The sequence below is a fragment of the Brevundimonas phoenicis genome (assembly GCF_047237745.1).
Taxonomy (GTDB): Bacteria; Pseudomonadota; Alphaproteobacteria; order Caulobacterales; family Caulobacteraceae; genus Brevundimonas.
On sequence record NZ_JBDFLN010000001.1, the window covers coordinates 49504 to 63562 of the forward strand.

Annotated in this window: 10 protein-coding genes; 6 read left to right on the plus strand and 4 right to left on the minus strand. The window is 68.7% G+C overall.

The window, feature by feature from the left end:
• The first annotated feature begins 156 nt into the window (after nucleotides 1–156).
• From dnaN to gyrB, 4 genes are all read left to right on the plus strand, one after another.
• Entirely contained in the window at nucleotides 157–1275 is a 1119-nt protein-coding gene (gene dnaN, locus ABC419_RS00245; RefSeq protein ID WP_003166402.1) for a DNA polymerase III subunit beta, read from the plus strand.
• Nucleotides 1276–1333: 58 nt separating this feature from the next.
• Complete coding sequence (locus ABC419_RS00250; RefSeq protein WP_412876704.1) at nucleotides 1334–1618, plus strand: GIY-YIG nuclease family protein; 285 nt, start codon at nucleotides 1334–1336, stop codon at nucleotides 1616–1618.
• Nucleotides 1619–1782: 164 nt separating this feature from the next.
• A complete protein-coding gene (gene recF, locus ABC419_RS00255; RefSeq protein ID WP_412876703.1) occupies nucleotides 1783–2910 on the plus strand; it encodes a DNA replication/repair protein RecF in 1128 nt (375 codons plus the stop codon).
• A gap of 136 nt (nucleotides 2911–3046) precedes the next feature.
• On the plus strand, nucleotides 3047–5476 hold the full coding sequence (gyrB, locus tag ABC419_RS00260) for a DNA topoisomerase (ATP-hydrolyzing) subunit B (RefSeq protein WP_412876702.1): 2430 nt from the start codon (nucleotides 3047–3049) through the stop codon (nucleotides 5474–5476).
• 24 nt (nucleotides 5477–5500) lie between these two features.
• Here the strand turns inward: gyrB and ABC419_RS00265 are convergent, their stop codons facing one another.
• Nucleotides 5501–6853, minus strand: coding sequence for a GGDEF domain-containing protein (locus ABC419_RS00265; RefSeq protein WP_412876701.1), 1353 nt, complete (start codon nucleotides 6851–6853; stop codon nucleotides 5501–5503).
• Between the two features lie 106 nt (nucleotides 6854–6959).
• Nucleotides 6960–7400 carry a hypothetical protein gene (locus ABC419_RS00270; RefSeq protein ID WP_234287881.1) on the minus strand — a complete coding sequence of 147 codons (441 nt, stop codon included), beginning with the start codon at nucleotides 7398–7400 and terminating at the stop codon, nucleotides 6960–6962.
• Between the two features lie 111 nt (nucleotides 7401–7511).
• Between ABC419_RS00270 and ABC419_RS00275 the strand changes: the two genes are divergently transcribed.
• A complete protein-coding gene (locus ABC419_RS00275) occupies nucleotides 7512–8426 on the plus strand; it encodes an alpha/beta fold hydrolase (protein ID WP_200168654.1) in 915 nt (304 codons plus the stop codon).
• A gap of 4 nt (nucleotides 8427–8430) precedes the next feature.
• Here ABC419_RS00275 and ABC419_RS00280 read toward each other — a convergent pair whose 3' ends face one another.
• Together ABC419_RS00280 and recQ are read right to left on the minus strand one after the other, a co-directional pair.
• The gene (locus ABC419_RS00280; RefSeq protein WP_200168652.1) at nucleotides 8431–9930 is read right to left on the minus strand and encodes a S41 family peptidase; all 1500 of its coding nucleotides are present in this window, start codon (nucleotides 9928–9930) and stop codon (nucleotides 8431–8433) included.
• Between the two features lie 81 nt (nucleotides 9931–10011).
• Complete coding sequence (recQ, locus tag ABC419_RS00285) at nucleotides 10012–11880, minus strand: DNA helicase RecQ (RefSeq protein ID WP_412876700.1); 1869 nt, start codon at nucleotides 11878–11880, stop codon at nucleotides 10012–10014.
• Between the two features lie 130 nt (nucleotides 11881–12010).
• Here recQ and ABC419_RS00290 point away from each other — a divergent pair, with 130 nt between their 5' ends.
• Entirely contained in the window at nucleotides 12011–14059 is a 2049-nt protein-coding gene (locus ABC419_RS00290; protein WP_412876699.1) for an OPT family oligopeptide transporter, read from the plus strand.

Genomic DNA, 14059 nt, shown 5'->3' on the forward strand with positions numbered 1-14059 from the left:
GGCGAAGACTGGGATGAGCGGATTTCCGGGGCGCCCAGCCTGTGGAAATCGGGGGCAAGCGCCTCTGCCCGTTGCCCCCCGCGCTCAATGCGCTAGTGTTCCTGCCCATATTTACGGCGACGCTGCTTCGGCGGCGTCGCGACCGGGCGAGACCAAATGCAGCTGACCATCGAACGATCCGCGCTTCTTCGGGCCCTGGGGCACGTCCAGAGCGTGGTCGAGCGTCGCAACACCATTCCGATCCTGTCCAATGTGCTGCTGAGCGCCGGGCGCGACCGCCTGTCGTTCGCCGCCACCGACCTGGACATGGAGATGGTCGACGAGGCCGAGGCCCAGGTGAACGTCGAGGGCCAGATCACGGCCCCGGCCCATACCCTGTATGAAATCGTGCGCAAGCTGCCGGACGGCGCCGAGGTGTCGCTGACCTATTCGGGCGACGATCCGCGTCTGGTGGTGGCGGCGGGCCGTTCGCGCTTCAACCTGCCGGTGCTGCCGGCGGGCGATTTCCCGGTCATGTCGACCGAGGCTTCGGGCGCGCGCTACACCCTGCCCAAGGAAGACCTGGCCCGCCTGATCGACAAGACGCGCTTCGCCGTCTCGACCGAAGAGACGCGCTACTATCTGAACGGCCTTTATCTGCACACCGTGGCTGACGGCGGCATTCCGCTGCTGCGCGCCGTGGCCACCGACGGCCACCGCCTGGCCCTGGCCGAGACCCCGGCGCCGGAAGGCGCGGCGGGCGGCCCCGGCGTCATCGTGCCGCGCAAGACCGTGGATCAGGTCCGTCGCCTGCTGGACGACGGCGCCGGCCCGGTCGAGGTCCAGGTCTCGGCGCAGAAGATCCGCTTTGAGTTCGGCGAGGCCAGCCTGACCTCCAAGGTCATCGACGGCGCCTTCCCCGACTATTTGCGCGTCATTCCCAAGGGCAACGACAAGCAGGCCGACATCGACAACAGCCTGTTCGCCAAGGCCGTCGACCGCGTGGCCACCATCTCGGCCGAGAAGAGCCGCTCGGTGAAGCTGGCCTTCGACAACGACCGGGTGAAGCTGACCGTGCGCAACATGGAGGCCGGTCAGGCCGAGGAAGAAGTCGAGATCGGTTATTCCGACGAACCGTTCGAGATCGGCTTCAACGCCCGCTACCTGCTGGACGTCGCCGGCCAGATCACCGGCGAGACGGCCCACTTCAAGTTCGCCGACCCGGCCAGCCCGACGCTGGTGCTCGACCCGGCCGACGTGGGCGTGCAGTATGTGCTGATGCCGCTGCGGGTGTAACCACACCGCTCACCCCGGCGGACGCCGGGGGCCAGTGAGAGCCGCGCCGGGAGGTTGGATGTATTTCTACACCTACATCCTGGCCGGTCGCCGCAACGGCACGCTTTACACCGGCTCGACCGATAACCTGCTAAAGCGGGTCGTCGAGCATCGCGAGAAGCGGCGCGGCGGTTTCACGGCGAAATACGATGTCTCCCGCCTCGTCTGGTATGAGCACCACGGCACGCGCGACGAGGCCTTTCGCCGTGAGCGCCAGATCAAGGAATGGCGCCGTGAATGGAAGCTAGACCTGATCGAGCGGATGAACCCGGCTTGGGATGATCTGCTGCCGACATTGTTTTGATGTGTGCTGGATCTATACCCCGCTCATCCCGGCGGACGCCGGGATCCAGTCCTTTGGCTTCAAGCGCGCAGAGCGTGGTTCGCACTAGGCCCCGGCGTCCGCCGGGGTGAGCGGTTTCTTCTTCAGCGCCTCTACGCCAAATCGGTGTATCTGCTGATCAACGCATGATCACCACCCTCGCCCTCACCGACTTCCGCTCCTACGCGGGCGCGACCCTGCCGGTTTCCGGCGGAACCGTCGTGTTGCATGGGCCGAACGGGGCGGGGAAGACCAATCTGCTGGAAGCCGTCAGCCTGCTGACCCCCGGCAAGGGGCTGCGCGGGGCGACGGCGGCCGAGATGGGGCGGCGCGAGCCGGGCGAGGCGGTCGGGCGGCCGTGGGCCGTGGCGGCGACGCTGCGAGCCTCGGACGGCGACGAGGTCCGCCTGGGCACCGGCGTCCAGACCATGGGGCCGTCGGCGCGGCGCATCGTGCGCATCGACGGCGAGACGGCGCCGCCGGGACGGCTGCTGGACCATCTGCGCCCGGTCTGGGCCACGCCCGAGCAGGACCGGCTGTTCTCGGACGCGCGGGCCGAGCGGCTGCGCTTCTTCGACCGGCTGGTTTTCGCCGCCCATCCCGATCATGCGGCCGTCGTTTCGACCTATGAAAAGGCCCTGCGCGAGCGGTTGCGGCTGCTGACCGATGAGACGCGCCCGGCCGATCCCCTGTGGCTGGACGCGCTGGAGGCCCGGTTGGCCGAGAGCGGGGCGCGGGCGGCCGTGGCGCGTGCCGGCGCGCTGAAGGCGCTTCAGGCCGGGATCGACGCCCGCGCCGACCGCCCCTTCCCCCAGGCCGATCTGGGCCTGGCCGGTCCGGCCGAGGGGATGGCGGCGGCGGGCGCAGACGAGGCCGACATCGTCGAGGCGCTGGGCGAGGGGCTGATGCGCGCCCGCGCGCGCGACGCGGCGGCGGGACGCAGCCTGTTCGGCCCGCACCGCTCGGACCTGACGGCCCTGCACCGCGAGAAGAACCGCCCCGCCGCCGAGGGGTCGTCCGGCGAGCAGAAGGCCCTGGTGCTGAACCTGATCCTGGCCCAGGTGGCGCGTCTGGCGGATCAGCCCGCGCAGCCCGTCTTGCTGCTGGACGAGGCGCCCGCCCATCTGGACGAAGCCCGCCGCGCCGCCCTGTTCGACGAGATCGAGGCGCTGAAGCTGCAGGCCTTCATGACGGGCACCGAGCGGCCGCTGTTCGCGGCGCTGGAGGGGCGCGCGCAGTTCGTGGCGGTGGAAGGCGGCGGCCTGTCCGTCTAGGGCTTAAAGGCTCGCTTTTCCCGTCGAATTTCCTATATATCGAGGACTTCGGGGCGCGCTGATTTGCGCCCCTGAGACGGGCGGTCGAAGGGCCGCCTCTTCCCTGTCCGCCCACGGACCCTGAGCCGACGTTTTCATGACCGAACAGACTGCTCCCTCGCCTGAGTACGGCGCCGATTCCATCAAGGTTCTCAAAGGCCTGGACGCGGTGCGCAAGCGCCCCGGCATGTATATCGGCGACACGGACGACGGCTCGGGCCTGCACCACATGGTCTATGAGGTGGTGGACAACGCCATCGACGAGGCCCTGGCCGGCCACGCCGACCTGGTGACGGTCACCCTGAACGAGGATGGTTCGGTCACCGTGACCGACAACGGCCGCGGCATCCCGACCGCCATCCACGCCGAGGAAGGCATTTCCGCCGCCGAGGTCATCATGACCCAGCTGCACGCCGGCGGTAAGTTCGACCAGAACTCCTACAAGGTGTCCGGCGGCCTGCACGGCGTGGGCGTGTCCGTGGTCAACGCCCTGTCGGACTGGCTGGAGCTGGTTATCTATCGCGACGGCAAGAAGCACAGCGTCCGCTTTGAACGCGGCGAGACGGTGCGCTCGCTGGCCGTCGTCGGCGAGGCGCCGATGCGCGAGGACAAGGGCCGCCTGCTGACCGGCACCGAAGTCACCTTCTTCCCCTCGGTCACGACCTTCAGCCACATCGACTTCGACCTGAAGACGCTGGAGCACCGCCTGCGCGAGCTGGCCTTCCTGAACTCGGGCGTGGTCATCAAGCTGTCGGATCATCGCGGCGCTGAGCCGATCGAGATCCTGCTGCACTATGAGGGCGGCGTCGAAGCCTTCGTGCGCCACCTCGACAAGTCCAAGACCCCGATCCTGAAGGACGTCATCGTCATTCGCGGCCAGAAGGACGGCATCGAGCTGGACCTGGCCCTGTGGTGGAACGACAGCTACCACGAGACCATGCTGTGCTTCACCAACAACATCCCGCAGCGGGATGGGGGCACCCACCTGTCGGCCTTCCGCGCCTCGCTGACCCGCGTCATGGGCAGCTATATCGAGAGCTCGGGCCTGGCCAAGAAGGAGAAGGTCGCCCCGACCGGCGAGGACGCCCGCGAAGGCCTGACCTGCGTCCTGTCGGTCAAGGTGCCGGACCCCAAGTTCAGCTCGCAGACCAAGGACAAGCTGGTCTCGTCCGAGGTGCGCCCGGCGGTCGAGAACCTGTGCTCCGAGGGGCTGTCCGAATGGTTCGAGGAACACCCGGTCGAAGCCAAGCTGATCGTCTCCAAGATCATCGAAGCGGCGTCCGCCCGTGAAGCCGCCCGCAAGGCGCGCGACCTGACCCGTCGCAAGTCGGCGCTGGAGATCAGCTCCCTGCCCGGCAAGCTGGCCGACTGTCAGGAACGCGACCCGGCCAAGTCCGAACTCTTCATCGTCGAGGGTGACTCGGCCGGCGGCTCGGCCAAGCAGGCGCGCAACCGTGAAAACCAGGCCGTCCTGCCCCTGCGCGGCAAGATCCTGAACGTCGAGCGCGCGCGCTTTGACCGGATGCTGTCGTCGGACCTGATCGGCACCCTGATCCTGGCGCTGGGCACCGGCATCGGCCGCGACGACTTCAACGCCGACAAGCTGCGCTATCACAAGATCATCCTGATGGCGGACGCCGACGTCGACGGCGCCCACATCCGCACCCTGCTGCTGACCTTCTTCTATCGTCAGATGCCGGAGCTGATCGAACGCGGCCACGTCTACATCGCCCAGCCGCCGCTCTATAAGGTGTCGAAGGGCAAGCAGCACCGCTACGTCAAGGATCAGGCGGAGATGGACGCCTATCTGATCGAGGAAGGCAGCGCCGAGGCCGCGCTGGAGCTGGCCTCGGGCGAGGTGCGCGCCGGACGAGACCTGCAGGAGCTGGTGCGCGAGGCCAAGGGCTTCAAGGCGCTGGTCGATCGGCTTGCGACGCGGGCTCCGGCCTTCGCCATCGAACAGGGCGCCCTGGCCGGTCTGTTCAGCGAGAACGCCGGCGAACTGGCCGACCGCGCCGCGCGCGCGGCCGAACGGCTGAACCTCTACGCCGAGGAAGGCGACGGTCCGTGGAGCGGCGAACTGGCCGCCCAGGGCGGGGTGGCGTTCAACCGCGTGCGCCGCGCCGTCAGCGAGACCATCGTGCTGGACGAGGTGCTGGGCCGCTCGCTGGACGCCCGCCGTCTGGCCGAACGCGCCGCCGCCTTCGACGGCCTGTTCTCGGCCCCGGCCGTCTATCGCCGCAAGGACAAGACCACGACCATCCGCGGCCCGCTGGACCTGCTGGCGGCCGTGCTGGACGCGGGCAAGAAGGGTAGCGCCATCCAGCGCTACAAGGGTCTGGGCGAGATGAACCCGGAACAGCTGTGGGAGACCACCCTGGACGCCAACGCCCGCACCCTGCTGCAGGTGAAGGTGGAGCATGGCGACGACGCCGACGACCTGTTCGCCAAGCTGATGGGCGACGTGGTCGAGCCGCGCCGCGAGTTCATCCAGGACAACGCCCTGGACGCCGCCGTCGACGCCTGATCTCGTAGGCGGTTCGCGGCGCCGTCAGGCGCCGCGACGGTCCAGTTCGACCCGGTTCCGGCCGTTCTGCTTGGCGCGGTACAGGGCGTCGTCGGCTGACTTGATCAGATAGTTCTCGTCCGGGTGGCCGTAATGTTCGGCGACGCCGACCGACACCGTCACGTTGAAAGGCGCCAAGCCCGCCGCCGTAATGGCCTTGGCCGCCAGGGCCAGGCGCATCCGCTCGGCGATGGTCGCGGCTTGGTGCAGGCTGGTCTCGACCAGGACCACCAGGAACTCCTCGCCGCCGTAGCGGAAGACGAAGTCGCTGGGGCGGACGTTTTCGGTCACGGCCTCGGCCACCTGGCGCAGCACCTCGTCGCCGACCGGGTGGCCGTGCGTGTCGTTGATCCGCTTGAAGTGATCCACGTCCAGCAGCAGCACCGACAGGGGCGTGTGATTGGCGTTGGCGAAACCGATTTCGCGGCTGAGGATCGACGAGAGGAAGCGTCGGTTCAGGGCGCGCGTCAGCGGGTCGCGGCCGCCCTCCATGCCCGCCAGCCCCTGGAACATCTCGTTCAGCAGGAAGGCGACCTCCTCGACGGCGGCTTCGAGCGCCTTGAGGGGCGCGGCCAGGTCGGCCGGGGCGGCGTCCGGCGTGAAGCGGGGCAGAAGCTCGCTGTCGATCCGCTCCATGGTCGCGTTCAGCCGCGCCAGATGCGGCGAGCCGTCGAACAGGAAGTCGGCCCGGTGGCGGATCCACAGGCCGAACGGCGAGGCGCCCAGCGCGCCAGCCCCATCGACGCCGCCTGATCCCAGGATGCGGAACAGGGTCTTCTGGCTCCACTCCATCAGGCCCGCACGCTGGCTTTCGCGCTCGAAATGAATGTCCTGATCCAGGGAGAACAGCCGATAGGCTTCGTCCAGGCGCGCGCGGTTGCTGGCGCCCTTCTCATAGGACTGGCTCATCAGGCGAAGGGCGTGGTCGATGCGTTGGTCCGCTAGCCGCAGCAAGTCGAAGGCCGCCGGATCGTCGGCCAGGTCGTCCGCCAGCCGCGTCTTCAGCACCGCCGCCCCCGCCATGACCAGGTGCATGGGAATCTTGATGCGGGCGTGGACCTCGCCGATCTTCATCTGCCGCGCGATGAAGGCCGCTTCGGCCATGTCGGCGCCGGGCGCGAACAAGTCCACCAGCCAGTTGCGCAGCGACGGACTCAACCGCTCCTGCACCACCGAATGATGCAGGAAGGTCCGCGCCTCCTCATGCGCCAGAAGCGTCTCATAAAAAGCCGCCACAAGGGCGTCGGCGCGGTTCTGGATCAGTTGGCGAAGACGGTTCGACAACGCCAAGTCAGCGGCGTCGACCAGATCGGCGACCACGAGAGAGGAAAGCTGCAAGGGATTACTCGATACTGTACTGGGCTTCGCGGCGACGCCACGGCGGCCTTAGCCCCAAGCGGCCAAGGGAACAACCCGAAGTCGGGCCCAAACACGCCCTGGCGGATCAGCGCGAGTCGGGTCGCCCCGCTTCGACGAAGGCGCGGATCGTCGGAAAGGACGCCGCCCCGCGCTTGCTCTCGCAGACGATCTCCTGGACGTAGGAATCGAGCGAGTTGCGGGCTATCGGCTCGAAATCATAACCATCGTCGATCCGCTCCTGCTCGGCGCCGTCGGGACCGTAATAGACTTCCTCGCCGGATTTCGATTGATTGGCGGAGCAGCGGAAAGAGACAACACCGACGCTGTGCGACAGGTCGCCCGGGGCGCCCGTCGCAGGCACGCGCGCCAATCGGGCGCTGGTAACGCCGTCGGCCTGGGCGATCGAATCCACATCGACCATGAAGGCAGTGGCGGCGCTGCGCGAAATGACGTTCCAATTCTCAGCCAGGGCGGGTGATGCGGCTAGGCCCAGAACAGCGGACAGGATGGTGATTGATTTCTTCATGAGAACCTCCCCAGGTCGGACGATTTCACTCCTGATCGAAAAAAATTACAATCCAAGTCCGCTGCGTGACGCTGTCGAGGTTTCGCCGCTATCTGTCGGCAGGTTGCCGTCATGAGCCGGTTTTTCGCTGTCCTGACCGCCCTGTCCCTGAGTCTTGCGACGTTCGCCGCGCCTGCAGACGCCCGCGCGCCTGCGGTCGCCGCTACGGCGGAGCCAGCCTCGTTTCAATCGTCGCGTATCCTCGTCGAGACCCGCGGACAGGGGCCGGACGTCGTTCTGATTCCGGGCCTGGCTTCGACCTCGGCGGTCTGGAGCCGAACCGCCGACGCCCTGCAGAACCGCTATCGCGTGCATCTGATCTCGGTGCGCGGCTTCGGCCAGATTCCGGCGGGCGGCAACGCCGAGGGACGCATCAGCGGCCCGGCGGCGGCCGAAATCCTGCGCTACATCGACGAAGAGAGCCTGACTCGCCCGGCCCTGATCGGCCACTCCATGGGCGGACAGGTCGCCCTGCGCGTCGCCGCCGACGGCGGACGCCGGGTCGGGCGCGTCATGGTGGTGGACGCCTCGCCCTTCTTTCCGTCCCTGATCAGCCCAGGCTCGACCGTAGGCGATGTCGAACCCCTGGCGCGACTGGCCTATCAGGGCCTGATGCTGCTGGGCGACGAAGCCTTGCGCACACAGGCCGCCTCCATGGGGCTGGAGCTGGGCGGCGCCGCCGACAGCCTGTTCAACGGCCTGGGCTGGCAGGGCGGCGACCGGCGCGTCCTGGCCCAGGGCCTGTACGAGGTGATGACCGTGGACCTGCGTTCGCGCCTGCCGCTTATCCAGGCGCCGGTGACCGTCGTCTATGGCTGGAGCCCCGACGCCGAAAGCCCGCGCGGCCACGTCGACGACCTGTTCCGTGCGGGCTACCGCTCCCTGCCGCGCCCCGCCGCCTTCGAGAGGATCGAGGGAGCCGAACACATGGTCATGATCGACCGCCCCCGTCAGTTCCAGCAGGCGGTCGAACGCTTCCTGCGCTGAGGCGTCAGTTCGGCTGAAGCCGACGGATCGAGGCCAGCAGGGCCGCGTCGTCGCCCATGTCGCCCTCGATGACGTACTGGGGGCGTTGCGGCTCGTTGTTGCCGCGCGCGCGGCCGCGATAGACCTTCATCGGCACGGCGATCTCGGCCAGGCCGCTGGGCAGGGTCGGCTCACGGATCTCCATGTAGACGGTGTCGGCCGAGGTCTCGCGCCCGACCTGGACGGCGCCCACGGTCTTCCACAGATCGACGGCGTCCAGGCAGGCCGAGCCGCAGCTGGAATCGGTCAGGACATAGACGCGGCCCTTCATCAGTTGCGGCGCGGGCGGCGACGGAGCGGCGTCGGCAGGCTCATCATTGGCGCTGCGCCAATAGACCTGGCCGGCGGCCTTCGCCGCCTTCATTCCGTTTATGGCGTCTTCGGCCCAGGCGATCAGTTCGGGCGAGCCGTTCGAGGCGCGCAGCTTGTCGAGGAAGGCGGAGATTTCGGCGATGTTGCCGTCCGAGGCGCGCCAGTCGACGCCCTCGATCGCCGGTTCAGGGTGGGCGGCCATCCAGTCGTCGCCCCACAGAACCTGGGCCATCAGCTGGCTCCAGTGCGAGGAGCCGCCGCCGTTGCCGCGCAGGTCCAGCACCACATAGGGGGCGGCGCGCAGGGCGTCCTGCTTGGCCTTCATGTCGGCGACCAGGGCGGTCAGTTCGGCGTGGGCCTCGCTGGCGGGATCGCCGTTGAAGGTCGGGGTCGAGATCCAGAAGCCCCCGTCGTCGAAATGCTTCACGGCGAAGTCGGGCCGGGCGCCGGACGTCAGGCGGGCGCGGCGATCGCTCAGATCATCGGGCGTCGCGCGCCAGTTGAGGGCGTAGGTCCGGGTCGCGCCGCCCGTCTCGAACCGGCAGGTCGTCATCTCGGTCTGCCACGGGTTTTCCGCGCTCAGGAACATCCAGTCGCCGAAGCGGGTCTTGATCGCCTCCAGGAACCAGCGCCCCCGGAACTGGCCGATGCGCTGTTCGGCCAGGGACGCGGCGTCCACCCCGTCGCAGTCGATCAGCCGGGCGCCCAGAGGCGGGGCGGCGGCGTCGGCTTCATCGCGATCCGCCACCACCTGATCGGCCCCGCGATAGACGGTCAGGAAGCCGGGCCAGCGGGTCGGGAAGCCGAAGTCCCTCTGGGTCATGCTGATCTGAACGTGCCCGTCCTCGAAACTGGCGACATAGGCGCGCATCGCCCACCACCAGCCGCCTCGATCCGTAGTGGTCTTCGCCCGCTCCAGCGCCGTGGCCAGGCCTTGATCCAGGCGGGCGCGGAAGCCGGGATTGAGCGGATCATGCACGCCCGGATGGCTGTCGATCATGACGGCGTGCAGAGCGGTTGCATCCTGGACCAGAGTCGCAGACCAGTCGCGCGGCTGTTCCATCGGCTTGGGCGACGCATCAGGCGCCTCCTGAGCCTGAGCCGCGCCGGTCATCGCCAGGCAGGCCACGCCCGCCGCCAACAATCGCTTCATGTGCATCCCTCGTCTCTTGTCGCCGCAAGGGGTGACAGGCGGAGGGACGGCTCGCCAGTTAAGCTTTGGTCATGGAGATCGTCAGGTGACCGCCGCCAACGCCTCCAGCACCGCCCGGCCGTAACGGTCCAGCTTACCCGCGCCGACGCCAGGAATACGGGCCAGATCGTCCAAGCCGCGCGGCTCCTGCACCGCGATCTCGACCAGGGTCTTGTCCTGGAAGATGACATAAGGCGGCACCCTCTGCTCGACCGCGCGGTCACGACGCCAGGCGCGCAGCGCCTCGAACCGCGTGCGCACGTCGCCGTCCAGCGCCTCGGCCGCCAGATTGCGACCGGCGTTGCGGCGCGGCTTGTCGATCGCGACCGCGCGCACAGGCGCCTGGCGCACCCGCACCGGCCGCTCGCCGCGATAGACGGCGCGCACGGCCTGAGCGTCGCCCAGGCGGATGATCGGCTTGCCGTCATTGGGATCCTCGACCAGCAGGCCCTCGAACAGCAGGTGATCGATCACGTCGCGCCAGGCGGCCAGCGACAGGTCGGCGCCGATGCCCCAGGTCGACAGCCCGGCCTCCCACGGCTGGACGTCCTTGGTCTTGCCCAGCAGATGATCGACCACGCGCGTCCGGCCGAAGCGTTCGCCCAGACGCTGGACCGCCGCCAGCGCCTTCTGAGCGGGCACCACGGCGTCGAAGGTGGCGGGCGGGTCGCCGCAGATATCGCAGACGCCGCACGGCTGGGCGTCCTGCTCGCCGAAATAGCGACGCACCGCCTGGGGTCGACAGGTCGCGCCGTCCAGCATGGCGAACAGCTGGCGCACCTTGCGAGTCTGGACCTTTTTGACCTCCTCGGCCATCGGGCGGCTGTCGAGGCGGCGCAGGGACCAGGCGATGTCCGACGGGCCATACAGGGTAATGCCCTCGGCCGGTTCGCCGTCGCGTCCGGCGCGGCCGATCTCCTGCCAGTAGGCCTCCAGCGAGCCCGGCGGATCGGCGTGGATGACGAAGCGGACGTCCGGCTTGTCCACCCCCATGCCGAAGGCGATGGTGGCGACCATGACGGCGCCGTCCTCGGCCAGAAAACGCTCCAGCCGTCGGTCGCGCTCGCGGGCGTCGAAACCGGCGTGATAGGCGATGGCGTTGCTGCCGGCGTCCCTGAGCGCATCGGCCACCCGCTCGCAACCGTCCCGGCTGCCGCAATAGACCACGCCCGACTTGCCGCGCCGCTCGCGCACCAGTTCGATGACGGCGGCGTCGGTGCGGGCGCGCGAGCCGTTGATCTTGCGCTCGGCCGACAGCTGCAGATTGGGCCGGGCGAAGCTGTCGACGAAGACCCGCGCCTCGCCCAGCCGCAGCGAGGCCAGGATATCGTCGCGCGTGCGGGCGTCGGCGGTCGCCGTCACCGCGATGCGCGGCACGCCGGGAAAGATCTCGGTCAGTCGGCCCAGGGTGCGGTAGTCGGGCCGGAAGTCATGCCCCCACTGACTGACGCAGTGCGCCTCGTCGATGGCGATCAGGCTGATGGGCAGCTCGGCCAGACGTTCCAGCATGGCGCCTGACGCCAGGCCTTCCGGCGAGACGTAGAGCAGGTCCAACTCGCCCGCGCGCGCCGCGCGCCACACGGCCGAACGTTCGTCCATGGTCAGGCCGGAATCCAGCCGGGCGGCCGCCACGCCCTGCTGCTTCAGGGCCTCGACCTGATCGGTCATCAGGGCGATCAGCGGCGAGACGACCAGGCCGACGCCGGGCCGCAGGATGGCGGGCACCTGATAGCAGACGCTCTTGCCGCCCCCGGTCGGCAACACGGCCATGACGTCGCGCCCGGCCAGAACCTCGGCGATCACCGACGCCTGCAGGCCGCGAAAATCAGCATGACCCCAGACCCGCTCCAGCAGCTTGCGCGCCTCGTCCAGGGTCGGAGAAGCGGCGTCGGTCGGGCGGGGGTCGAACATGGCGGGCGTTGTGCCGCATTCGCTCCGAGGTGTCATCCCGTCATCCGCGCACACGACGGATACGCCGCGACCCGTTGTCACGGCCGCGCTTTCAGGCTTACTTCCGCGCAACAGCTGAAAAGAGCCCCGCATGACGGACAAACCCGCCGGAACCGGCAAACGCATAGAACTGACCATCCGCGCCCTGATCCTGGGCTGCTTGCTGGCGGCGGTCTTCACGGCGGCCAACACCTATCTGGGGCTGAAGGTCGGCCTAACCTTCGCCTCGGCCATTCCGGCGGCGGTCATCTCCATGGCCCTGCTGCGCGCCTTCCGGGGCTCGACCATCTGGGAGAATATGACGGTCCAGACCGTCGCCTCGGTCGGCGGCGCCATGAGCTCGATCATCTTCGTCCTGCCCGGCCTGGTCATGATCGGCTGGTGGATGAACTTCCCCTTCTGGGAGTCGGTGATGATCTGCATCCTGGGCGGCGTCCTGGGGGTGACCTTCTCCATTCCCCTGCGCCGGACCCTGGTCGTCCAGGGCGGCCTGCCCTACCCCGAGGGCGTCGCCGCCGCCGAGGTGCTGAAGGTCGGCTCTCCCGGCGCCGAGCAGACCGAGGAGGCCGTGCGTGAGAACAAGTCCGGCCTGTTCGTCGTCGTCGGCGGGGCGATCGCCTCGGCCGTCTTCAGCTTCCTGGCCTCTGCCCGCGTCTTCGCGCATGAGACCACCGCCTTCCTGCGACTTCCGGCCGCGATGGGCGGCGGTGCGACCGGCGTCGGCTTTTCCATGCAGTTCGCCCTGCTGGGCGCCGGCCACCTGATCGGTCTGGCGGTCGGCCTGACCCAGCTGTTCGGCCTGATCTTGGCCTGGCTGATCTTCGTGCCCATCCTGACCTCGCCCGAGTTCGTCGCCTGGGCCGCCGCCAACGGCGTGCCGTCCATCGCCGCTACGGTTCCCGCCGGCGCCGACGCCGAAGGCCTGGCCATGAGCGTCTGGTCCCAGGAGGTCCGCTTCATCGGCGCAGGCGTCATCGGCGTCGCCGCCCTGTGGACCCTGGCCAAACTGGCCAAGCCCCTGGTCGCGGGTCTGGCCTCGGCCGTCTCGGCCCAGTCGCGCCGCGCCCACGGCGAGATCCTGGACCGCACCGAACAGGACATTCCGATCAAGATCGTCGGCCTGCTGTCCGTCGCCGCCCTGGTCGGCATCGCCGTGCTGCTGGCCGTCATCGCCCAGGGCACGAGCCTGGCCGCCTCGGCCCCGCTGCTGGTGATCGGCGGCCTGGTCTATGTCGTGGTCATCGGCTTCGCCGTGGCCGCCATCTGCGGCTACATGGCCGGTCTGATCGGCTCGTCGAACAGCCCGGTGTCAGGCGTCGGCATCCTGGCCATCATCATCGCCTCCCTGCTGATGCTGGGCGTGTTGGCGGTCGCCGGCGTGCCCGCCGATCCGTCGGTCATCGCCTTCGCCCTGATCGTCACCGCCATCGTCTTCGCCGTGGCCGTCATCTCCAACGACAACCTTCAAGACCTGAAGACCGGCCAGCTGGTCGAGGCCACGCCGTGGCGTCAGCAAACCGCCCTGCTGGTCGGCGTCGTCGCCGGCGCCCTGGTCATCCCCTTCGTGCTGGACATGATGAACCAGGCCTTCGGCTTCGAAGGCGGCCCGCCCGCCATCGTCCAGGGCTCCAAGACCCTGGCGGCGCCTCAGGCGACCCTGATCTCGGCCCTGGCCAAGGGCGTCATCAGCGGCGACCTGCGCTGGGATCTAATCGGCATCGGCGCCGTGGTCGGCGTTCTGGTCATCATCCTCGACATCGTCCTGCGCCGCACGACGAACAATAAGATCAAGCTGCCGCCGCTGGCCGCCGGGATCGGCGTCTATCTGCCGGCCGCCGTCACCACCATGCTGGTCATCGGCGCGGTCTGCGGCTGGCTGTACGACCGGGCGGTCAAGTCGACCCGCTACGCCGATGTGGCGCGCCGCATGGGCGTCCTGCTGGCGTCCGGCCTGATCGTGGGCGAGAGCCTGTTCGGCGTATTCACCGCCGCCGTCATCGTCAGCACGCGCAACGAGGCGCCTTTCGCCCTGTTGCCTGAAAAGAGCGCATGGCCGGCCATGATCGCGGGCGTTGTCGCCTTCGTCGTCCTGACCTACGCCCTCTACGCCTGGGTGCGCCGCCGTTCGGCGCAGGTCTAA

What these genes read in the sequence shown, in the direction of transcription:
- dnaN (WP_003166402.1), top strand. Translation starts at nt 157, where the DNA reads ATGCAGCTGACCATCGAACGATCCGCGCTTCTTCGGGCCCTGGGGCAC.
- ABC419_RS00270 (WP_234287881.1), bottom strand. Translation starts at nt 7,400, where the DNA reads ATGAAGAAATCAATCACCATCCTGTCCGCTGTTCTGGGCCTAGCCGCA.
- ABC419_RS00250 (WP_412876704.1), top strand. Translation starts at nt 1,334, where the DNA reads ATGTATTTCTACACCTACATCCTGGCCGGTCGCCGCAACGGCACGCTT.
- recQ (WP_412876700.1), bottom strand. Translation starts at nt 11,880, where the DNA reads ATGTTCGACCCCCGCCCGACCGACGCCGCTTCTCCGACCCTGGACGAG.
- recF (WP_412876703.1), top strand. Translation starts at nt 1,783, where the DNA reads ATGATCACCACCCTCGCCCTCACCGACTTCCGCTCCTACGCGGGCGCG.
- gyrB (WP_412876702.1), top strand. Translation starts at nt 3,047, where the DNA reads ATGACCGAACAGACTGCTCCCTCGCCTGAGTACGGCGCCGATTCCATC.
- ABC419_RS00280 (WP_200168652.1), bottom strand. Translation starts at nt 9,930, where the DNA reads ATGAAGCGATTGTTGGCGGCGGGCGTGGCCTGCCTGGCGATGACCGGC.
- ABC419_RS00275 (WP_200168654.1), top strand. Translation starts at nt 7,512, where the DNA reads ATGAGCCGGTTTTTCGCTGTCCTGACCGCCCTGTCCCTGAGTCTTGCG.
- ABC419_RS00290 (WP_412876699.1), top strand. Translation starts at nt 12,011, where the DNA reads ATGACGGACAAACCCGCCGGAACCGGCAAACGCATAGAACTGACCATC.